This is a genomic window from Streptomyces sp. NPDC001450 (assembly GCF_053597295.1).
Genome location: NZ_JBSFHY010000020.1, coordinates 25,013 through 44,529, shown reverse-complemented (window position 1 = coordinate 44,529; position 19,517 = coordinate 25,013). Strand labels below are relative to the sequence as shown.

Below are 19,517 nucleotides of genomic sequence, written 5' to 3'. Positions count from 1 at the left end.
CGCGCAGACGGCCGACGACCTCCTGGACCGGTGGGGCGACGACTCCGCCCTCCAGCCCCGACGGCCACCGCCCGGCTGTGCGTCCGATTTCCGCCAGCCCGACCTGCCGCCAGGCCCCACACTGGAACACGTGATGGACGAGGACACCAGGTACGAGGCGGTGCGCAGCCGGGACGGGCGGTTCGACGGGGCGTTCTTCTTCGCCGTCGAGACGACCGGGATCTACTGCCGGCCCAGCTGCCCGGCGGTCACCCCGAAGCGGCGCAACGTGCGGTTCTTCCCGACGGCCGCCGCCGCGCAGGGCTCCGGCTTCCGGGCCTGCCGGCGGTGCCGGCCGGACGCCGTGCCCGGGTCCGCCGAGTGGAACGTCCGCGCGGACGCCGTCGGCCGGGCCGTGCGCCTGATCGCCGACGGGGTCGTGGACCGCGAGGGCGTCGCGGGCCTCGCCTCCCGGCTCGGCTACAGCGCCCGGCAGGTGCAGCGGCAGCTCACCGCCGAACTCGGCGCCGGACCCGTGGCGCTCGCCCGCGCCCAGCGGGCGCACACCGCCCGGGTGCTGCTGCAGACCACCGAGCTGCCGATCACCGAGATCGCGTTCGCGTCCGGGTTCGCCAGCGTGCGGCAGTTCAACGACACCGTCCGCGAGGTGTACGACTCCACGCCGACCGAGGTACGGGCCGCGGCACCCCGCGGCAGGGGCGCCCGCCGGGCCACCCCGGGCGCGGGCATCCCCCTCCGGCTCGCCCACCGCGGCCCCTACCAGGCCGCCGCGGTCTTCGACCAGCTGGCCCGGGAGGCCGTACCCGGCGTCGAGGAGGTGAGCGGCGCCCCCGGCGGCCGCACCTACCGGCGCACCCTGCGACTGCCGTACGGCACCGCGCTCGTCGCCGTCGAGGAGCGCACCGGGGGGCCGAGGGCGGGCGGCGGCACGCATCCGGGCGGCTGGCTCGACGCGCGCCTGCACCTGACCGACCCACGGGACCTGACCACGGCCGTGCAGCGGCTGCGGCGGCTGTTCGACCTGGACGCCGATCCGTACGCGGTGGACGAACGGCTCGGCGCCGACCCGCGGCTAGCCCCGCTGGTCGCCGCCCGGCCCGGACTGCGCTCACCCGGCGCCGTCGACCCGCTGGAGCCCGCCGTACGGGCGCTGGTGGGGGTGGCCGGAGCGGAGGACCTGGTCCGCCGGTACGGCAAGGCACTCGACGCCCCCTGCGGCCCTCTCACCCACCTCTTCCCGGAGGCCGCCGCCCTCGCCGAGGCCGACCTGGGCGGACCGCTGGGCGCGCTGGCCGCCGCCCTCGCCGACGGCACCGTGCGCCTGGACCCCGGCGCCGACCGCGACGCGGCCCAGGAGGCGCTGCTCGCCCTGCCCGGCCTGGCCCCGTCCGTCGTCGCCACCCTGCGCGTCCGCGCCCTCGGCGACCCCGACGTGGCCCCGCCCGGAGCGGACGTACCCGACAGCTGGCGGCCGTGGCGTTCCTACGCCGCCCAACATCTGTGCATCACAGGAGAGTTGAGAGACTGATGGAAGCGACCTACTGGACGGGCATCGACACACCGCTCGGCCGGCTCCTGCTCACCGCCGACCCGGACGGGGCACTCACCGCACTGTCCCTGCCGGGCCAGAAGGGCGGACGCACCGTCCAGGACGGCTGGCGACACGACCCCGGCCCCTTCCGCGCGGCCGAGGAACAGCTCACGGCCTACTTCGCGGGCGAACTCAAGGAGTTCCACCTGCCGTTGCACACCCACGGCACCGAGTTCCGCGAACGGGTCTGGGCCGCGCTCGACTCGGTACCGTACGGCGGCACCACCACCTACGGCGAGATCGCCGCCCGCATCGGCGCCCCGCGCGCCGCCGTCCGCGCCGTCGGCGGAGCGATCGGCGCCAACCCCCTGCTCATCGTGCGCCCTTGCCACCGGGTGATCGGCGCGGACGGCTCGCTGACGGGGTACGCGGGCGGACTCGAGCGCAAGGTGTGGCTGCTGACCCTGGAGGGCGCGCTGTCGGCATAGGGTTTCCCGTTCGGAGCAGGGAAGACGGGGGCTCTGGATGACCGACACGGCCACGACCGAGTGGCGGAATCTGCTGCCGGCCGGGATCCGCGACCAGGCCGACCGCTACCCGCGACACCACGCACGACTGGTTCGCGGAACTGGTGGCCGTCATCGCCGACCCCACCGGCGAGCATCGGCTGGCCACCATCTACCGGGCACGGCCGTAAGGCACTTCGGAGAGCTCGTGGATCCCGGCCCGCGGCGTCCCTCGGCGGCGTCCACCCGGGCGGGTACGGCCCTGGCCGCCCATCTCTCGGTCCCCTTCCACTTCGCGAGCCCCGACACCCCGGACGACCAGGCACCGCGCTGGCGGCCCTGAGGCGCCGACCCGTGCCTGACGCCCTACGCCGAGCGGGTGGACTGGTGCGGATGTTCCGGCGCCCTGAGGCGGGCGTATGGGACGGTCGCCTGCGACGGGCACGGGGGAAGGGCGGGCGCAGGCATGAGCAAGGTCGGACGGGTCCTCGTGTCGCTTCTGCTCGCGGTGCTGCCGGGCACCACGACAACGGCCGTTGCCCGGCCCACGACGCCGGTGTGGACGGGCAGTTGGGAGACGGCCCCCTCCGGCACCGCAGCGGCGCTGTCCGGGGCCGCCGTCCGCAACGTCGTCCACCTCAGCGTCGGCGGCATGGCCGTGCGGATCCGGCTCAGCAACCGGCTCGGCACCGTGCCCCTGCAGCTCGGCGCGGTCACGGTAGCGCTGCGCGGGGGCGGCGGCCCGGACGCGGTGCGCGGCACCCTGCGCACCGCCACCTTCGGCGGCGCCCCGACGGCCGTCGTCCCGGTGGGACAGGACCTGGTCACCGACCCGGTCCTGCTGCCCGTACCGGATGCCGCCGACCTGCTGGTCACCGTGCTCACCCCGGTCGACTCCGGGCCGGCCACCTACCACCGCACCGCCCTGCAGACCAGCTACCTCGCCCCCGCAGGCGCCGGTCACGCGGCCGACGAGGACGGCTCCGCGTACACCACGGCCATCGGCTACTGGTACTACGTCACCGGCGTCGACGTCCTCGGCACCGGCGCCGGAAGCGTCGTCGCCTTCGGTGACTCCCTGACCGACGGCACCGGCTCCACCGCCGACACCAACCAGCGCTGGCCCGACGGGCTCGCCCGGCACCTGAGCGGCCTGCGGATCGGCGTCCTCAACGCCGGCCTCGCCGGCAACCGCCTGCTGCGCGACGGCGTCGGTCCGAGCGCCCTGGCCCGCCTGGACGCCGACGCCCTGGACCGGGCCGGGGTACGGGCCCTGATCGTGTTCGAGGGAATCAACGACATCAAGGGCACCCCCGAGGCGAGCGACCCCGCCGCCTTCGCCGCCGCGTTCAGCACCCTCGTCGCCCGCGCCCACGCCCGCGGCATCCGGGTCGTCGGCGTCACCCTCACCCCGTGGGAGGGCTACCCCGCGTACACCCCGGCCCGCGAGGCGGTACGGCAGCAGGTCAACGCGTTCATCCGCACCGGCGGCGCCTTCGACGCGGTCGCCGACGCCGACGCCGCCGTACGCGACCCGGCCGCCCCCGAGCGCCTCCTGCCCGGCTACGACCCCGGCGACCACCTGCACTTCAACGACGCGGGCATGAGCGCGGTCGCCGACACCGTGGTCGGCGCCCTGGCCGGCAGCGCCGCGGCCGTCGCCGGCTGACCGGTCAGCCCCACAGCACCGCACCGAGCCATGCCCCTGTGATCAGCAGACACGCGAAGAGCTCGGCGAGCACGCTGGAGCCGCCCGACCGCATCGTCGTGCGCAGCGCGGCCATCGCCTCGCCGTGCCGGCCCAGCCGCAGCCGCTCGTGCAGGTAGACCCCGGCCATGAAGCCCGGCAGCGCGCCCACCACCGGGATCAGGAAGAAGCCCAGGAACGTGCCGACTCCGGCGTACACCGCCATGCGGGGTGTGGCGCCGCTCGCCCGCAACCGGCGCGGCGGCAGCGCCCAGCGCACCACCAGCGACAGCAGCAGCACCCCGGTGGCCCCCACCAGAACGCCCCAGGCCACCGGCTGCGGGTCCTGCAGCGCCCACCACAGCACCGCGGCCCACACCAGCCACGACCCCGGCACCCCGGGCACCAGCACTCCGCACAGGCCGAGCACCAGCACCACGCCGACCAGCAGGAGTTCCCACGCTCCCATCTGCCCAGAGTGCCGGAGGACGCAAGAACCCGCAGGTCACCGGGAGCCTTCGCGGGACACCCAGCCCCGCTCGTAGGCCTGCCAGCCCAGCTGCAGCCGGGTCGTCACCCCGGTCAGCTCCATCAGCCGCTTCACCCGGCGCTGTACGGTCCTCAGGCCCAGGTCGAGCTGCTTGGCCACGCTCGCGTCGGTCAGCCCGGCCAGCAGCAGCGACAGCACCTCCAGGTCGGTGGCGTCCGGGCCGTCCGGCTGCTGCTCGGTCACCCCGGAGGCGCCCAGCCTGAGCGGCAGCGCCTCGCGCCACACCGACTCGAACAGCCCGGCCAGCAGCTCCAGCAGACCGCTCGCGTGCACCACCAGCGCGGCCGGCCCGGCCGTCCGGGAGGTCAGCGGCACCATGGCGAGGGAGCGGTCGGCGATCACCAGCTTGGTCGGCACCCGGTCCACCACCCGCACCTGCTCGTCCCGCCCGAGCGCGGCCGTCAGCTCGGTGAGCCCGTGCGGCAGGTCCAGCACCGCACGCTCCACCACCACCCGGTAGCGGACGCCGCGCCCGGCCGCCTGCTCCTCCGCGTCGTTCTCCGAACCGGAGACCACCACCGGATTGCCGGTGACCAGCGCGCACACCTCCTCGGCGGCGCCCAGCTGGAGCTGCAGGAAGCGCTGGGCGACCGCCGAGGCACCGGTCACCACCTCCACCAGGTCGTGCACCTCCGGCTCGGCCGCCGTCGCCCGGTACTCCTCGGCCAGCAGCGCCGCCGCCAGCTCCGCCTTCTCCAGCTCGTGCCGCTGCTGGGTGAGCAGCGCCCCCAGCGCCACCCCGGGCGGGGCCGCCACCCAGCGGCCCGGCCGCGCCGGGGACTGGGCCGCCAGGCCCTGCCGCTCCAGCCGGCGCAGCGCACGCTCGGTGTCCGGCTCGGCCAGCGACAGGCGCCGCGCCAGATCGGCCACTTCGGCGGCGCCCACGGACACCAGCGCCCGGTACGCCGACTCGTGCGTCTCGTCCAGGCCTATCGCTGCCAGCATCGACCTACGTCCCTCCCCTGAGAACCAGCCGTCCGACGCCGTACGGTCTGGCGGAAAACGGCCACGGCGCAAACCCGCCGCCGCTCATCATCGCCGTACCTCAGGTGACTCTGCCAAGGTGGGGGCACCGAAGGACGCGGGGCCGTGCGCACGGTTCACAGCTGCGTCCCAGGAGACCAAGCCACAATCAGGCCAATCGACCGGCGCGCCCTCCGCGACCCGGTCGGGTGGACGGTGACCCGGGCCCGCGCGTGCGCCAGCGCACGAGGGGATGCGGGGCCGGGTCACTTCCGATGTCGCCGGGTGGCCCTCCCGTGGGGGGTGGGGCCGCCCGGCGGCCATCAACCGCCGTTCCTCGTACGGCCGTTCGCCTCGTCCCTCGATACGTCGTTCGAGACGGCCACGTGCGCCGGATTTTCCTGATGCCCCGTTTTCATCCGGCCCGCGCGGTGGACAATTAGGGGCATGAGCCAGCAGGGGGGTAGGCCCGCCCGTCACGAGGACGACTGGTGGGGGCAGCTGTACGACGACTCCACCGAGGACACGGGCCCCACGGCCGCACCCGATTCCCTGGACGACCGCTTCGCCTCGGCGAAGGACACGGTGGCGGGGCGTCCGGGCGGGACGACGGGGCACACCGGGAGCACGACACCTCGGACACCGAGTCAGGAGCCGCCGCGGGAGCCCGCGGTACCACCACAACGAGCCGCGTCACCACCGCCCGCTCCCACCTCACCGACTCCGCCTGGGCAGACCTCCGCGCCACCCCCGCCCCCCGAACCCGCGGCACCGGTGACCCTCCCGCCGGTGGCGGGCGGCGCCGGGGGCCGGGAGGGGACGGCGCCCCCATCGGCCCGGCAGGTCGGGTCCGAGGTGGCCGGGGCCTGGCCCCCCGTGTCGGGCGCTACCGGGGATCGGGCGGAGACGGCGCGCACGCCGGCCCAGAACGCCGATCGCGAGGCACCCGGGGCTTGGCCGCCCGCGCCGGGCAGAGCAGACGGGCGAGCGGAGACGGCCCGCACATCGGCCCCGGGCGCCGGGCCTGAGGCGCCCGAGGCCGCGTCACCCGGGTTGGGCCGAGCAGACGGACGAGCGGAGAAAACGCCGGCACCCGCACCCGCACCGGCCTCCGGCGCCCACTCCGCCCTGCCGCCCGAGCGTGCCGCCGCCCCCGACGCGTCCGAGCGGCCCGAGGGCTCCCGGTCGCCGGCCGGCGCCTCCGCGAGCCCCCCTCCCGTGGCCACCCGGATCGACGTCCCCGCCATGGCCGCTCCACCCCCACCCCTCTCCTCCCTCGACTACGTCGGCTCCGGACCCCCCACCTACGACCCCGAGCCCACCGCGCTGCCCGCCGCAGATCCCGACGAACTCGGTGACCTGGTCGCCGACACCGTGCTGGACGGTGCCCGGTACGGGGCCTGCACGTTGCGGGCCGTGTCGTTGCGTGGGGACTCGGCCCGGTACCGGGGGGAGCCGCGGCGGGACGCGTTGCTCACCGCGCGGTTCGGGGTGGGGGAGCAGGCGCTGGTGCTGGTCGCGATGGCGACCGGGGCGCGGGCCACGCCGGGTGCGCACCTGGCGGCGGCCGAGGCGTGCTGGCTGATCGGTCGGGCCGTGGGCCGCAGCCATCAGGGGCTGGTCGAGGACATCCGGGCCGCCCGCCGCGGCGACCTGAAGTCGGGGCTGCACCGGCTGACCGACCGCAGCCTCGGCAAGCTGCGCGCCAGCGCCGTCGAGCAGGACCTGGACCCCGAGGAGTACTCGGCGAGCCTGCGCTGTCTGCTGCTGCCCGCCGACCCCCACTGCCGTACCCGGGTCTTCTTCGGTGTCGGCGAAGGGGGCCTGTTCCGGCTGCGGGACGGCGAGTGGCAGGACATCGAGCCGCGGGTGTCACCCGCCGACACCACCGGCGAACCCGTCCTCGGCTTCGGCTCCCCGCCCGCCGAGACCCCCGAGGGCGACCGCCTCACCATGGACCTCGGCATCCCGACCCCGCCGAGCCCCTACGAGCCGGCGCCCGAGCCGCCGCGCGAACCCTTCCGGTTCCGCGCCTCGGTGGCCCGCCCGGGTGACGTGCTGGTGATGGGCACCGGCGGGCTCGCAGACCCGCTGCGCGGCGAGCCCGCCCTCTGCGCCTACCTGGCCCGCCGCTGGTCCGGCCGCACCCCGCCCGGCCTCGCCGCGTTCCTGGCGGACACCCAGGTGCGGGTGAAGGGCTACTCCGACGACCGCACGGCGGCGGCCGTTTGGGAGGCGTGACCGCGGCCCCTGTGGATCGATGGAACGGGAGGGGCGGATCCCGGGACATCGAAGGGGCTGACGAGAGCCATGGCCAAGCAGAACGTCGCCGAGCAGTTCGTCGACATCCTCGTCCGCGCCGGCGTACGGAGTGCGGGCGGCCCTCGCTCTCGGGTTGGGCCGCCCACACCAGCGGGTTACTGCCGTACCGACAGGATGATTGCCAGTACGACTACCAACGCGAAGGCTACTGTCTCCACGTCCCACCTCCTCTCGTAGGTCCCACCGGCATTGCTGGCGGGACCCGCGAACCCGCGGAGATGGCTTGGGGCCCAGTATGCCTGAACTCCGCTACTTCGGGCCGTAGTTCAGCGGTCAGAGCACGCGCTTTGAGAGCGGGGAGTCGGAGGATCGAATCCTCCCGTCCCGACCGATCAGCGTCTCCATAGGAACGCAGCGACGCCGGTCACTGCGCTGGACAGGAACGCTACGCACCGCACGGGGATCCGATTGGAAGTGACGCGGAAGCCGCCGATGCGAAGTTCGAAGTAGGGCCTGATACGCGCTGTCTGTGGCATCTGTGTACCTCCCCGCCTGAGGGGCTGGTGATGCGGAGCCCTGCGTATATCGATTCTGCGCCCTGATAGTCCACTACCCACGGTGCGACACAGCCCCGCAGCGGAGGAGAGTTCCGCGACGGGGCTGTACGACGTTGCGGCCTACTTCGGCAGCTTCACCATGAACGGGGCCTCCCCGTCCGGGTTCTCGGTGTAGGTGTAGCTCACGAACCCGCCCTTCCGGGCGACGTCGAGGACGAGCTTCGCTGTGACTCCCTGGCCCGGCTTGTACACCGTGTCGAGGGTCGGCCCATCGCCGACGCCTTCGAACGTGGTCGCGTCCTGCGCGGCCGTCGACGAGTCCTCCCACTGCATGTTGCCGTAGGTCATCACTCGCGTCGGCGCCGTGCCCGTGTTCTTCATCGTGAGCGTCAGCTCGACGTACTGCCCCTTCGGCTTGTTGGTCGTGCCGACCTCCGCCGGCGTCACGTACTTCGCGCTGACGACGGTCACGGACATCTTCGTCGTCACCTTGTAGTTCTCGCCCACGTCGTCGGTCTCACCGACGTCATAGCTGCCCGTCTGGCCGACGCTCAGCACCGGCACGTGGGTGGACGAGGACGGCGAAGGCGACGGCGAAGGCTTGACGGTGGACCTCTCCTGCGTGTCGTCGACGACGGCAGTCTTCGAATGATCGGCCTTGTCGTCTCCCCCTGACGAACACCCCGTCAGCAGGACGGCGGATAGCAGTGCGGCCGGCACCAGGGCACGGCGGATGTGCGTGCGCATAGCGCAACCCCCCCCATGAACAGTGGCCCTCCCCGGCCACAAAGAGACGACAGCGTAAGACACGGGCGCAGGAGACGAAGGCGCAATGACGTGGCAAGGCAGCACGCGTAGAGCGCGCCTACCGAAGGACTGGCCCCGCATACGCCGGCGCATCATCCGCAGGGACCGCGTCCGTGAGTGGGCCATGAGCGACGGTACGAGGCCCACCCATCACTGGTCAGCACCCCGACGACGCAGGCGGCTGCCTGCAATCCCAAGCTGTGTCCGCGCACACCGAGTCCGTCTCCCGAGGATCAGCGCCGAGATGGTCACCGGATTCGACCCTCTCCACCTCGAAGACCGTGCTCGACGGCGGGGTCGGCCGCATGCCCCAGATGGCCCGCTCCCATCTGCGGAACGTCCCCAGGCCCTGAAGGGGCCGACCGGAGCGATGGTTTCCGGCCAGTTTCGTGCCGTGTGACGGCCCGTCGACCTCCGCTGGCGGACGGCCGAGCCCTGCCGTGATGGGGCGCCCGTGACGTCGTACGGCGGGCTTGGCGGGTCCGGCGCGGGTGCGGGGGTGCCGGAGGGCCGGCAGGGCGGCCGTACGGGGGTGGCCGAACAGACGGCCGTCGGTGCACCACCATGCGTGCCCGCAGGGCCGTTGGGCATGGATTCCCGTGTGCGTGTTCGATCAGGAGGGGCAGGTCCGGCAACGTGCAGGCGGGGGTCATGAAGAGGCAGGCACGAGGAGGCGGCCCCGTGGCCATCGGGGCCTCCTCGGCGAAGGCGGGGGAAGAGACCGACACCATCACGGAACGGGCGCACCGGCCCCAGCTCAGGCGCAGACTGGGGCGGGCGGACCTCAGGGCGGTGCCCGAGGCCCGACGGGAGCTGCGCGAACTGCTGCGGCACTGGGGCAGGCCGGGCCGCTCGGAGATAGCGGAACTGCTGACCAGTGAACTCGTCACCAACGCGCTCGTGCACACCGAAGACGACGCCGTCCTGACCGCCGTCGTCTCACCGCGTGGACTGCGCGTGGAGGTACGGGACTTCGTGGCCCGCAGGCCGCACCTGCGCACGCCGGACACCCGGAACGACACCCACGGCCGGGGGCTGGTGCTGGTGCAGTCCCTCGCGGACGCCTGGGGCGTACGGCCGCACGGGGTGGGCAAGTCGGTGTGGTTCGAACTCGGCGCCGAGGCCGCGTGAGAGGGACCGGAGACGGGAACGGGACGGGGGCGTGACCCGCGCGGTCACGCCCCCGTCCCGTGATGAGCCGAAGTCCTGGCCTTCTAGCCGAACTGCTGTTCGAGGTCCTTCAGCTTGCGCTCGAGCGAGTCCAGGCGCGGCAGGGCCATGGTGTCGTCCTCCGCCGTGAGGTCCACCGTGAGTGACTCAGTGGCCTTGCGAACCGGCTGAAGGGACGGCCGAGAGGGCACGGGCAGCTGCTCCGGCGTCGATATGGCAGGCTCCGCGGTCGCCGACGCGGGCTCGCGCTCCAGCGCCTGGATCTCGACCTGCCGGCCGGCGGTGCGGCCGACGAAGCCGCGGTGGCCCCGGCTGATCGCCTTGAGCTGGGCGCGCTCCACCCGCTGCTGGTCGCGCCGGCGCTGCCGTGCCTGCTCCTTCTGCCGGGTGTCCTCGCGGACCTCCTCGACGGCCTCGTCAAGACTGCGCACGCCTTCGAGCAGCATCAGCGACCAGGCCTTGTAGGTCTCGCGGGGGGCCCGCAGCCAGCGCACGATGCGGATCTGCGGCAGCGGACGCGGCACCAGGCCCTGCTCGCGCAGCGCGGCCCGGCGGGTCTGCTTCAGCGCGCGGTCGAACAGGACGGCCGCGGACAGCGACATGCCGGAGAAGAACTGCGGCGCGCCGTCGTGCCCCACACCCCGGGGCGCGTGCACCCAGTTGAACCAGGCCGCCGCCGCGGCGAACATCCATACGAGTATCCGGGAGCCGAGCGCCGCGTCACCGTGGCTGGCCTCGCGCACCGCGAGGACGGAGCAGAACATCGCCGCGCCGTCCAGGCCGAACGGCACCAGGTACTGCCAGCCGCCGGTCAGCCCGAGGTTCTGCTCGCCGAAGCCGACCAGGCCGTGGAAGGAAAGTGCGGCCGCGACCGCCGCACAGCAGAAAAGAAGCACGTAGGAGGCCGTGCCGTAGATGGCCTCCTTGCGCCTGCGGCGCTCCTCGCTGCGCTCCCACGAGTCGTCCGCGCTCGCGTTCTCCCCGGAGGAGCGCTTGCCGCGCGCGAGCACCGCCACCGCCGCCAGCATGCCCAGGAGCAGTACGGCGCCCGGAAGCAACCAGTTCAGCGATATGTCGGTCAGTCTCATCAGGGGTCCCTTGCATTGGGATAGGGCGTAACGCCCGCCATAGTGGCCCACTCCCGACGGCCCTCAGGGGGTTTCGGGGCAAGAGGCCGCCAAGGAAGTGCAAGGGGATGCCCAGGGCAGCGTTCTGCTCGAACTGCCGCTTGAGGGGCGGGAGTTGAGTTCGAATAAGACTACCCGTACGGATGGTTCCTCGGAAAGTTCCCGAGACGAGTGAGGGAGTTGTGAATTACCTGTCCGGAGGTGGGTGGTCCGACTGCGGTGATCCTAGTGGACCCGGGGGGCTGCTCCGGACCTGAGGAACCCTCAGGCGGCTGCTGCTGTCGTGAGTTCGGGGATGCGGTCGGCGTACGGCCGTCCGGCCGGCGGTGCGGTCGTACGAGATCTGCGTCACGGGCAGCCGGGGTACCCGCCGGTGCAGGAACCAGGGGACGGTGATCAGCGGACAGGGCGGACTCGGTCCTCCGGGGCGGATCCGGCTGGAAAGGTAAGGCTAACCTTACCCGCCCTTCGGGAAGTTTGAACTGTCGCCTTGTGCGCCTAAGGTGCTTGACGGACAAGTAACAACCCGCCGTTAAATGACCCAGGTGCCGACCAGCCGGAGGAGGACCCCGTGAAGCAGGGCGTGCAGGGCTCCCCCCGGGTGCCTGCGCAGCAGCGTGCGGTGGACGTGGACGTGGACGTGGACGTGGCCCGGGAACGGGACGCCGCCCTGCCGGGCGCGCGGGGCGAGCACACGCACTGCGAGCGGCCGATCCCGCAGCCGAGGGCCGTCGTGCAGCGCTCCTCGGTGCGCGGGCAGATCCTGGACGCGCTGCGTACGGCGCTGGTGGCGGGCGAGCTGAAGCCCGGCGAGGTCTACTCGGCGCCGGTCCTCGGCGAACACTTCGGGGTGTCGGCGACACCCGTGCGGGAGGCCATGCAGCAGCTCGCGCTGGAGGGTGCCGTCGAGGTCGTGCCCAACCGCGGCTTCCGGGTCGTCGAACGGGGTGCGCGGGAGCTGGCCGAGCTGGCCGAGGTGCGGGCGTTGATCGAGGTACCGGTGATGCTGCGGCTGGCCCGCGCCGTCCCCGCCGAGCGGTGGGCCGAACTCCGCCCCCTCGCGGAGGAGACGGTACGCGCGGCGTCCTCCGGCTGCGTGGCGACGTACGCGGAGTCCGACCGGGCCTTTCACCGGGCGGTGCTGTCCCTGGCGGGCAACGAGCAGCTGGTCCAGGTCGCGGAGGACCTGCACCGGCGGTCCCAGGTGCACCACGGCAGGGCGGACCTGGTGGCGGACGCGGCGCAACACGCTGCTCTGCTGGACGCGTTGATCGCGCGGGACCTCGATGTCGTACGGACGCTGGTGGGGGAGCACTTCGCGGGCGCGAGCTGAGCGGGGTCTCGCCGTCGGGGGGCCTTTGCCGGGCGCGGGGAACTGCGCGATCAGCCCCCACCGGCCCGCACCCGGCAGACGACCCGCACCCGTCGGCGCTAAGCCGTGGCAGCACCCGGCGTCGGCGGAGTCAGCTGGCGGGCCAGCCATGTGGGTACACCCCCGAGCAGCCGGAACAGTCGCCGGGCCTCCTCCCGTAGCCGTGACGCCTCCGGTTCGGACTCCGCGTCCGCCAGCGACGCCAGCGCAGGTGCCGTACCCACCAGGTAGCCCAACTCCTCACGGATGCGCAGTGATTCGGCGAAGCCGTGCCGGGCCTCCGCCAACTCTCCCTCCCGCAGTGCGAGTCCGGCCAGGTGGCGCCAGGTGAAGGACAGGAGCAGCGGGTCGGCGTGTGCCGTCGCGCCCGCGTGGGCCCGGCGGTACGCGGCGCGGGCCGCCTGCGGGGAGCGGGCGAGGTTCTCGGCCAGCAGGCCCCGGCGGAAGTCCAGCAGGGCCCGGCCCGCGGCCCCCGGAGGGATCAGCGCGGCCGCCCGTCCCAGCGCGGCCCGTGCCTCGTCCGCCCGGTCCCGTACCCCGTGCAGCGTGGCCGCGTAGGCGAGCTGGCCGCGTTCGCAGGCGGCCGCCCCCCGCTCCTCGTCGGTGTGCGCCTGTGCCTCGGCCGTGCGGAGGGCGTCCTCCGCCTCCTCCCAGCCCCGCTCGGTGTACAGGCACCGTTCGACCAGCAGCGCGGCCCGCTGGAGGGTCGTGGCCGGGGTGTCCGCCGGGAGCAGCGCCGCCGCATCGGCCCAGCAGGCGCGCGAGCGCAACCGCCATACCGCGGTCTGGAGCGGATCGTCACCGGCGGTCGTTCCGTTACCAGACATGGCGGAATGCGCCACGTTGCCCTCCCCGAGCACGCCATCGAGCTGTTGAGTGGTGGCGGCATTCCAGCACCAATGGCGGGGCCGGGCCAAGAGGGTGGGTGAAAGTTTTCACAAAGTGGCGGGGCATTGGCGTGAGTTGGTTTGGCCGCCCCGCGCCCGTGTGACCTCAGCTCATGCGCAGCGCCAGGAAGAAGTCCAGCTTGTCCTCGAGGCGCGAGAGGTCCCGTCCCGTCAACTGCTCGATGCGGCCCACCCGGTAGCGCAGCGTGTTGACGTGCAGGTGGAGCCGGGTGGCGCAGCGGGTCCAGGAGCCGTCGCACTCCAGGAACGCCTCCAGGGTCGGGATCAGTTCGGCGCGGTGGCGGCGGTCGTAGTCCTTCAGGGGGTCCAGCAGGCGCGCCGTGAAGGCGCGGCGGACGTCGTCCGGGACGAAGGGCAGGAGGAGGACGTGGGAGGCCAGTTCCTGGTGGCCGGCCGCGCAGACCCGGCCGGGGCGGGCCGCGGCCACCCGGCGGGCGTGACGGGCCTCCTCCAGGGCGCCGCGCAGCCCCTCCGCCGAGTGCACGGCGGCGCTGACGCCGAGTGTGAGCCGCCCGTCGTCGTTCAGGCCCGCCGACAGCGGCTCCCGCACCGTCTGCAGCAGCGCGTCGGCGAGCAGACCGGTCTCCGAGCCGTCGTGCTCGGTGGAGACCGCCGGGAGGGGGACCAGGGCGATCGCCTCGTCGCCGGTGTGTGCGACGGCGATGCGGTCCGAGGGCTCCGGGCCCGCGGCCATGGGGTCGACCAGGACCTCCTCCAGCAGCGACTGGGCGACCGGGCCGCCCTCGACCCCGTCGCCCTCCCACTCCACGCGGGCCACCACGACCTGCCAGTGCGGGGCCGCCCCGAGCCCGGGCAGCAGCACGGGTGCCGCGACCCGCAGGCGCGCGGCGATCTCGGCCGGTGGGGCGCCCGTCTGCACCAGCTCCAGCACCTCCTGGGCGAGCCGGCGCCGTACCGTGCGTGCCGCGTCCCTGCGGTCCCGTTCGACGGCGATCAGCTGGGTGACTCCCTGGAGCAGGTCGAGGCGCTCTTCCGGCCAGTCCCCGGCGTCCGCCTCGACGGCCAGCAGCCAGTCCGACAGGACCGTCTCGCGCACGTCGCGGGCGGCCTGCGGGGAACGCCCGGAGGAGCGGATCGGGAACAGGGAGTAGCGGACGCCGCCCAGCAGCAGCCGGTGCGGTCCGCGGCGGCCGGTGCGGGCGGCGGCCAGGTGCTCGGCGGCGAGCTTGGCGCAGGTCTCCGGCGGCAGCTCCGGGCCCGAGACCTTCGAGCCCGCGATCAGCCGGCCGGCGGGGGAGAGCACCCAGGCGCGCAGGTCCAGGTCGGAGCCGAGCAGGTCGAGGACCACGTCCGGGCCGCCGCCCGCCGGGCCCGAGGTCATCATCCGGCGGTGCCGGTCGACCACGGCCGCCAGATCCCCGGCCCGCTCGCCGGAGACCTGCCGTACGACGTGCTCGGTGATGGTCGCGAACGCCACCGACTCGTGCACCGCGAACAGCGGCAGCCGGTGCCGGGCGCAGGCCAGCACCAGGTCGTCCGGCACATCGCCCAGCTCGGCCTCCCCGGCCGCGAGGGCCGCCACCCCTGCCTGTACCAGGATGCGTACGAAGGGTTCGGAGTCGTCGGCGTCCCGACGCCAGGCCAGTCCCGTCAGCACCAGCTCGCCGCCGGAGAGGTAGCGGCTCGGGTCGCGCAGGTCGGTGGTCATGACCCCGCGTACCGAGCGGTCCAGCTCGTCCTCGCCACCGAGCAGCCGCAGGCCCAGCGCATCGGTGTCCAGAAGTGCGCGCAGCCGCATCTCGTCGCCGCCGTTCTTTGTCTCGAAACCTACGATGAATCTTGGATGGGTGACGGGGAGGGACCCGACGCGGGGCGCGCAGGCCGTTCTCCGGGGTCGTCGGGCTGTGTCCTGCGTTTCCCGAGGAAAACGGAGAGGTTACCGATGGCCGCCGTTCATACGAATCTACAAGATGCCCGCCATGGCCAGCCAACTCCTTCATGGTTTCGGTGACTGACCGGGTCGGAGTACGGGGCGGTGTACTGAGTCCACTCCGCGTTAACAGGACATGAACGAGCCGGGCCCGCCGCACACGGATTGGCTCAATCTGTACGACCCACGAGACGAAGAAGAGAGCCGGTCATGGACTTCCTTCGCCCCGCCAGCTGGGAGGAGGCGCTCGCCGCGAAGGCCGAGCACCCCACCGCTGTGCCGATTGCGGGTGGCACCGATGTGATGGTCGAGATCAACTTCGACCACCGCCGGCCCGAGTACCTGCTCGACCTGAACCGCATCGGCGACCTCACCGAGTGGGAGGCCGGCGAGGACACCGTGCGGCTGGGGGCCTCCGTCCCGTACACCAGGATCATGCAGAATCTCCGTGCCGAGCTGCCCGGCCTGGCGCTCGCCTCGCACACGGTCGCCTCCCCGCAGATCCGCAACCGCGGCGGCGTCGGCGGCAACCTCGGCACGGCCTCGCCCGCCGGTGACGCGCACCCCGCCCTCCTCGCGGCCGGTGCCGAGGTCGAGGTGGAGTCGGCGGCCCGCGGCACCCGCCTGATTCCGATCGACGAGTTCTACACCGGCGTCAAGCGCAACGCGCTCCAGCCCGACGAGCTGATCCGCGCCGTCCACATCAAGAAGGCGGACGGCCCGCAGCAGTACTCCAAGGTCGGCACCCGCAACGCCATGGTCATCGCGGTGTGCGCCTTCGGTCTCGCCCTGCACCCCGAGACCCGCACGGTCCGGACCGGCATCGGCTCCGCCGCCCCGACCCCCGTGCGGGCCAGGGCCGCCGAGGACTTCCTGAACGCGGCTCTCGAAGAGGGCGGCTTCTGGGACAACGGAAAGATCATCACCCCGTCGGTCGCCAAGCAGTTCGCGGACCTGTGCTCGGCCGCCTGCAACCCGATCGACGACGTCCGGGGCACCGCGAGCTACCGCCGCCACGCGGTCGGCGTCATGGCCCGCCGGACGCTCACCTGGACCTGGGAGTCGTACCGCGGCGCCCGCCGCGCCTCGGAGGGAGCTGCGTAATGCGCGTCAACTTCACCGTCAACGGACGTCCGCAGGAAGCCGACGACGTCTGGGAGGGCGAGTCCCTGCTGTACGTCCTGCGTGAGCGCCTGGGCCTGCCCGGCTCCAAGAACGCCTGCGAGCAGGGCGAGTGCGGCTCCTGCACCGTGCGCCTGGACGGCGTGCCGGTCTGTTCCTGCCTGGTCGCGGCCGGCCAGGTCGAGGGCCGCGAGGTCGTGACCGTCGAGGGCCTCGCGGACTACGCCAAGCAGCGCGCCGAGGGCGGCTGCGCGACCGGCGCCTGCGGCACGAACCTCCAGGACGCCCAGCAGTGGCAGGCCAAGGGCACCGACTCGCAGACCGGCGAGGGCACCGAACTGAGCCCCATCCAGCAGGCGTTCATCGACGCCGGCGCCGTCCAGTGCGGCTTCTGCACCCCGGGTCTGCTGGTCGCCGCCGACGAGATGCTGGAGAACAACCCGAACCCGTCCGACGCGGACATCCGCGAGGCGCTGTCGGGCAACCTGTGCCGCTGCACGGGCTACGAGAAGATCATGGACGCGGTCCGTCTGGCGGCTGCCCGCCAGTCCGAGGGGGTCTGACATGCCGACCAACGGCGCTCCTACGAAGATCACGCAGGGCACCCGGACCAAGGGCGGCATCGGCGAGTCCACGCTCCGCCCGGACGGCACCCTCAAGGTCACCGGCGAGTTCGCGTACTCGTCCGACATGTGGCACGAGGACATGCTGTGGGGCCAGATCCTGCGCTCCACCGTCGCCCACGCCGAGATCGTGTCGATCGACACCGGTGAGGCCCTCGCCACGCCGGGCGTCTACGCGGTCCTGACCTACGACGACCTGCCCACCGAGGTGAAGAACTACGGCCTGGAGATCCAGGACACCCCGGTCCTCGCCCACGGCAAGGTACGCCACCACGGCGAGCCGGTCGCGATCGTCGCCGCCGACCACCCGGAGACGGCCCGCCGCGCCGCCGCCAAGATCAAGGTCGAGTACCGGGAACTCCCGGTCATCACCGACGAGGCCACCGCGACCGCCCCGGACGCGATCCTCATCCACGAGAACCGCGACGACCACCACATCGGCCATGTCCCGCACCCGAACATCGTGCACCGCCAGCCGATCATCCGCGGCAACGTGGAGGAGGCCCGCGAGCGGGCCGACGTGATCGTCGAGGGCGAGTACACCTTCGGCATGCAGGACCAGGCCTTCCTCGGCCCCGAGTCCGGCCTCGCCGTGCCCGAGGAGGACGGCGGCGTCCACCTCTACATCGCCACCCAGTGGCTCCACTCCGACCTGCGCCAGATCGCGCCCGTCCTCGGCCTGCCCGAGGACAAGGTGCGCATGACGCTGGCCGGCGTCGGCGGCGCGTTCGGCGGCCGCGAGGACCTGTCGATGCAGATCCACGCCTGCCTTCTGGCGCTGCGCACCGGCAAGCCCGTCAAGATCGTCTACAACCGGTTCGAGTCCTTCTTCGGACACGTCCACCGGCACCCGGCGAAGCTCTACTACGAGCACGGCGCCACCAAGGACGGCAAGCTCACGCACATGAAGTGCAGGATCGTCCTGGACGGCGGCGCCTACGCCTCCGCCTCCCCGGCGGTCGTCGGCAACGCCTCCTCCCTCTCCGTCGGCCCGTACGTCATCGACGACGTCGACATCGAGGCCATCGCCCTCTACACCAACAACCCGCCCTGCGGCGCCATGCGCGGCTTCGGCGCGGTCCAGGCGTGCTTCGCCTACGAGGCGCAGATGGACAAGCTGGCGAAGAAGCTCGGCATGGACCCGGTGGAGTTCCGGCAGCTGAACGCCATGGAGCAGGGGACCATCATGCCGACCGGGCAGCCGGTCGACTCCCCGGCCCCGGTCGCCGAACTGCTGCGCCGCGTCAAGGCGATGCCCATGCCGCCCGAGCGCCAGTGGGAGTCCAGCGAGGGCGCCGACGTACGGCAGCTGCCCGGCGGTCTGTCCAACACCACGCACGGCGAGGGCGTCGTACGCGGGGTCGGCTACGCGGTCGGCATCAAGAACGTCGGCTTCTCCGAGGGCTTCGACGACTACTCCACCGCCAAGGTGCGCATGGAGGTCATCGGCGGCGAGCCGGTCGCGACCGTGCACACCGCGATGGCGGAGGTCGGCCAGGGCGGAGTCACCGTCCACGCGCAGATCGCCCGCACCGAGCTGGGCGTCGCCCAGGTGACCATCCACCCGGCCGACACCCAGGTGGGCAGCGCCGGTTCGACCTCGGCCTCCCGGCAGACGTACGTCACCGGCGGCGCCGTGAAGAACGCCTGCGAGCTGGTCCGCGAGAAGGTCCTGGAGATCGGCCGCCGCAAATTCGGCACCTACCACCCCGCCTGGGCCACCGCCGAACTCCTGCTGGAGGGCGGCAAGGTCGTCACCGACGGCGGCGAGGTCCTCGGCGACCTGGTCGATGTCCTGGAGGACGAGACCGTCGAGATCGAGGCGGAGTGGCGGCACCGGCCGACCGAGGCCTTCGACCTGCGCACCGGCCAGGGCAACGGACACGTCCAGTACTCCTTCGCCGCGCACCGCGCGGTCGTCGAGGTCGACACCGAACTCGGCCTGGTCAAGGTCATCGAACTGGCCTGCGCCCAGGACGTCGGCAAGGCCCTCAACCCGCTCTCCGTCATCGGCCAGATCCAGGGTGGCACCACCCAGGGCCTGGGCGTGGCGGTGATGGAGGAGATCATCGTCGACCCGAAGACGGCGAAGGTCAGGAACCCCTCCTTCACGGACTATCTGATCCCGACCATCCTCGACACGCCGACCATCCCGGTCGACGTCCTCGAACTCGCCGACGACCACGCCCCGTACGGGCTGCGCGGCATCGGTGAAGCCCCGACCCTGTCGTCCACCCCGGCCGTCCTCGCGGCGATCCGGAACGCGACCGGGCTGGAGCTCAACCGCACTCCGGTGCGGCCCGAGCACCTGACGGGGACATGACCCTACGGGGTTTCAGCAGGTGATTCATCTGGGGGGACTTCGTCCCCCCAGGCCCCCATGTTCGTCTCGGGCCGTCCCCCGGGTCGTCCATTCCCCCAAATCCCGTGAGTTGCCGAAG

General features: G+C 72.9%; 16 protein-coding genes and 1 pseudogene. 10 read left to right on the top strand and 7 right to left on the bottom strand.

Annotation, left to right across the window (positions count from 1 at the left end):
* Positions 1-133 precede the first annotated feature (133 nt).
* The 4 genes from ACWC5O_RS22730 to ACWC5O_RS22715 all read left to right on the top strand — a co-directional run bounded on the left by ACWC5O_RS22730 (position 134) and on the right by ACWC5O_RS22715 (position 3,706).
* Positions 134-1,528 carry an AlkA N-terminal domain-containing protein gene (locus ACWC5O_RS22730; protein WP_450587967.1) on the top strand — a complete coding sequence of 465 codons (1,395 nt, stop codon included), beginning with the start codon at positions 134-136 and terminating at the stop codon, positions 1,526-1,528.
* Complete coding sequence (locus ACWC5O_RS22725) at positions 1,528-2,019, top strand: methylated-DNA--[protein]-cysteine S-methyltransferase (RefSeq protein WP_450587863.1); 492 nt, start codon at positions 1,528-1,530, stop codon at positions 2,017-2,019. The genes ACWC5O_RS22730 and ACWC5O_RS22725 overlap by 1 nt, the downstream gene beginning before the upstream one ends.
* 226 nt (positions 2,020-2,245) lie before the next feature.
* Complete coding sequence (locus tag ACWC5O_RS22720) at positions 2,246-2,380, top strand: hypothetical protein (RefSeq protein ID WP_450587865.1); 135 nt, start codon at positions 2,246-2,248, stop codon at positions 2,378-2,380.
* 123 nt (positions 2,381-2,503) lie between these two features.
* Complete coding sequence (locus tag ACWC5O_RS22715; RefSeq protein ID WP_450587866.1) at positions 2,504-3,706, top strand: GDSL-type esterase/lipase family protein; 1,203 nt, start codon at positions 2,504-2,506, stop codon at positions 3,704-3,706.
* Between the two features lie 4 nt (positions 3,707-3,710).
* Here the strand turns inward: ACWC5O_RS22715 and ACWC5O_RS22710 are convergent, their stop codons facing one another.
* On the bottom strand, positions 3,711-4,193 hold the full coding sequence (locus ACWC5O_RS22710) for a DUF456 domain-containing protein (protein WP_450587868.1): 483 nt from the start codon (positions 4,191-4,193) through the stop codon (positions 3,711-3,713).
* Positions 4,194-4,229: 36 nt separating this feature from the next.
* Complete coding sequence (locus ACWC5O_RS22705) at positions 4,230-5,219, bottom strand: helix-turn-helix domain-containing protein (protein WP_450587870.1); 990 nt, start codon at positions 5,217-5,219, stop codon at positions 4,230-4,232.
* Positions 5,220-6,455: 1,236 nt separating this feature from the next.
* Between ACWC5O_RS22705 and ACWC5O_RS22700 the strand changes: the two genes are divergently transcribed.
* Positions 6,456-7,478, top strand: a complete 1,023-nt coding sequence (locus ACWC5O_RS22700; RefSeq protein WP_450587872.1) for a protein phosphatase 2C domain-containing protein — start codon at positions 6,456-6,458, stop codon at positions 7,476-7,478.
* A 698-nt stretch (positions 7,479-8,176) separates the two neighbouring features.
* Here the strand turns inward: ACWC5O_RS22700 and ACWC5O_RS22695 are convergent.
* A complete protein-coding gene (locus ACWC5O_RS22695) occupies positions 8,177-8,803 on the bottom strand; it encodes a DUF4352 domain-containing protein (RefSeq protein ID WP_450587874.1) in 627 nt (208 codons plus the stop codon).
* A 741-nt stretch (positions 8,804-9,544) separates the two neighbouring features.
* Here ACWC5O_RS22695 and ACWC5O_RS22690 point away from each other — a divergent pair.
* A complete protein-coding gene (locus tag ACWC5O_RS22690; protein ID WP_450587876.1) occupies positions 9,545-9,994 on the top strand; it encodes an ATP-binding protein in 450 nt (149 codons plus the stop codon).
* Positions 9,995-10,077: 83 nt separating this feature from the next.
* On the opposite strand, the gene ACWC5O_RS22685 is transcribed toward ACWC5O_RS22690, so the two are convergent.
* Together ACWC5O_RS22685 and ACWC5O_RS22680 are read right to left on the bottom strand one after the other, a co-directional pair.
* Positions 10,078-11,121, bottom strand: coding sequence for a DUF2637 domain-containing protein (locus ACWC5O_RS22685; protein ID WP_450587878.1), 1,044 nt, complete (start codon positions 11,119-11,121; stop codon positions 10,078-10,080).
* 340 nt (positions 11,122-11,461) lie between these two features.
* Positions 11,462-11,572 (bottom strand): annotated as a pseudogene (locus ACWC5O_RS22680) (iron-sulfur protein); the annotation flags it as partial.
* A 159-nt stretch (positions 11,573-11,731) separates the two neighbouring features.
* On the opposite strand from ACWC5O_RS22680, the gene ACWC5O_RS22675 reads away from it, so the two are divergent.
* Positions 11,732-12,493, top strand: coding sequence for a GntR family transcriptional regulator (locus ACWC5O_RS22675; protein WP_450587880.1), 762 nt, complete (start codon positions 11,732-11,734; stop codon positions 12,491-12,493).
* A gap of 98 nt (positions 12,494-12,591) precedes the next feature.
* Here the strand turns inward: ACWC5O_RS22675 and ACWC5O_RS22670 are convergent, their stop codons facing one another.
* Both ACWC5O_RS22670 and ACWC5O_RS22665 read right to left on the bottom strand, forming a co-directional pair.
* Positions 12,592-13,359, bottom strand: coding sequence for a hypothetical protein (locus tag ACWC5O_RS22670; protein WP_450587882.1), 768 nt, complete (start codon positions 13,357-13,359; stop codon positions 12,592-12,594).
* Between the two features lie 166 nt (positions 13,360-13,525).
* Complete coding sequence (locus ACWC5O_RS22665) at positions 13,526-15,199, bottom strand: PucR family transcriptional regulator (protein ID WP_450587883.1); 1,674 nt, start codon at positions 15,197-15,199, stop codon at positions 13,526-13,528.
* Positions 15,200-15,541: 342 nt separating this feature from the next.
* Between ACWC5O_RS22665 and ACWC5O_RS22660 the strand changes: the two genes are divergently transcribed.
* Genes ACWC5O_RS22660 through ACWC5O_RS22650 form a run of 3 tightly spaced genes read left to right on the top strand, consistent with a single transcriptional unit; the run spans position 15,542 to position 19,399 of the window.
* Positions 15,542-16,435, top strand: a complete 894-nt coding sequence (locus tag ACWC5O_RS22660) for an FAD binding domain-containing protein (protein ID WP_450587885.1) — start codon at positions 15,542-15,544, stop codon at positions 16,433-16,435.
* On the top strand, positions 16,435-17,016 hold the full coding sequence (locus ACWC5O_RS22655; protein ID WP_450587887.1) for a (2Fe-2S)-binding protein: 582 nt from the start codon (positions 16,435-16,437) through the stop codon (positions 17,014-17,016). The genes ACWC5O_RS22660 and ACWC5O_RS22655 overlap by 1 nt, the downstream gene beginning before the upstream one ends.
* Before the next feature lies 1 nt (position 17,017).
* Positions 17,018-19,399 (top strand): xanthine dehydrogenase family protein molybdopterin-binding subunit, encoded by a 2,382-nt coding sequence (locus ACWC5O_RS22650; protein WP_450587889.1) that lies wholly within the window; start codon positions 17,018-17,020, stop codon positions 19,397-19,399.
* Positions 19,400-19,517: the final 118 nt, after the last annotated feature.

What these genes read in the sequence shown, in the direction of transcription:
- ACWC5O_RS22730 (WP_450587967.1), top strand. Translation starts at nt 134, where the DNA reads ATGGACGAGGACACCAGGTACGAGGCGGTGCGCAGCCGGGACGGGCGG.
- ACWC5O_RS22725 (WP_450587863.1), top strand. Translation starts at nt 1,528, where the DNA reads ATGGAAGCGACCTACTGGACGGGCATCGACACACCGCTCGGCCGGCTC.
- ACWC5O_RS22715 (WP_450587866.1), top strand. Translation starts at nt 2,504, where the DNA reads ATGAGCAAGGTCGGACGGGTCCTCGTGTCGCTTCTGCTCGCGGTGCTG.
- ACWC5O_RS22710 (WP_450587868.1), bottom strand. Translation starts at nt 4,193, where the DNA reads ATGGGAGCGTGGGAACTCCTGCTGGTCGGCGTGGTGCTGGTGCTCGGC.
- ACWC5O_RS22705 (WP_450587870.1), bottom strand. Translation starts at nt 5,219, where the DNA reads ATGCTGGCAGCGATAGGCCTGGACGAGACGCACGAGTCGGCGTACCGG.
- ACWC5O_RS22695 (WP_450587874.1), bottom strand. Translation starts at nt 8,803, where the DNA reads ATGCGCACGCACATCCGCCGTGCCCTGGTGCCGGCCGCACTGCTATCC.
- ACWC5O_RS22685 (WP_450587878.1), bottom strand. Translation starts at nt 11,121, where the DNA reads ATGAGACTGACCGACATATCGCTGAACTGGTTGCTTCCGGGCGCCGTA.
- ACWC5O_RS22670 (WP_450587882.1), bottom strand. Translation starts at nt 13,359, where the DNA reads ATGTCTGGTAACGGAACGACCGCCGGTGACGATCCGCTCCAGACCGCG.
- ACWC5O_RS22665 (WP_450587883.1), bottom strand. Translation starts at nt 15,199, where the DNA reads ATGCGGCTGCGCGCACTTCTGGACACCGATGCGCTGGGCCTGCGGCTG.
- ACWC5O_RS22660 (WP_450587885.1), top strand. Translation starts at nt 15,542, where the DNA reads ATGGACTTCCTTCGCCCCGCCAGCTGGGAGGAGGCGCTCGCCGCGAAG.
- ACWC5O_RS22655 (WP_450587887.1), top strand. Translation starts at nt 16,435, where the DNA reads ATGCGCGTCAACTTCACCGTCAACGGACGTCCGCAGGAAGCCGACGAC.
- ACWC5O_RS22650 (WP_450587889.1), top strand. Translation starts at nt 17,018, where the DNA reads ATGCCGACCAACGGCGCTCCTACGAAGATCACGCAGGGCACCCGGACC.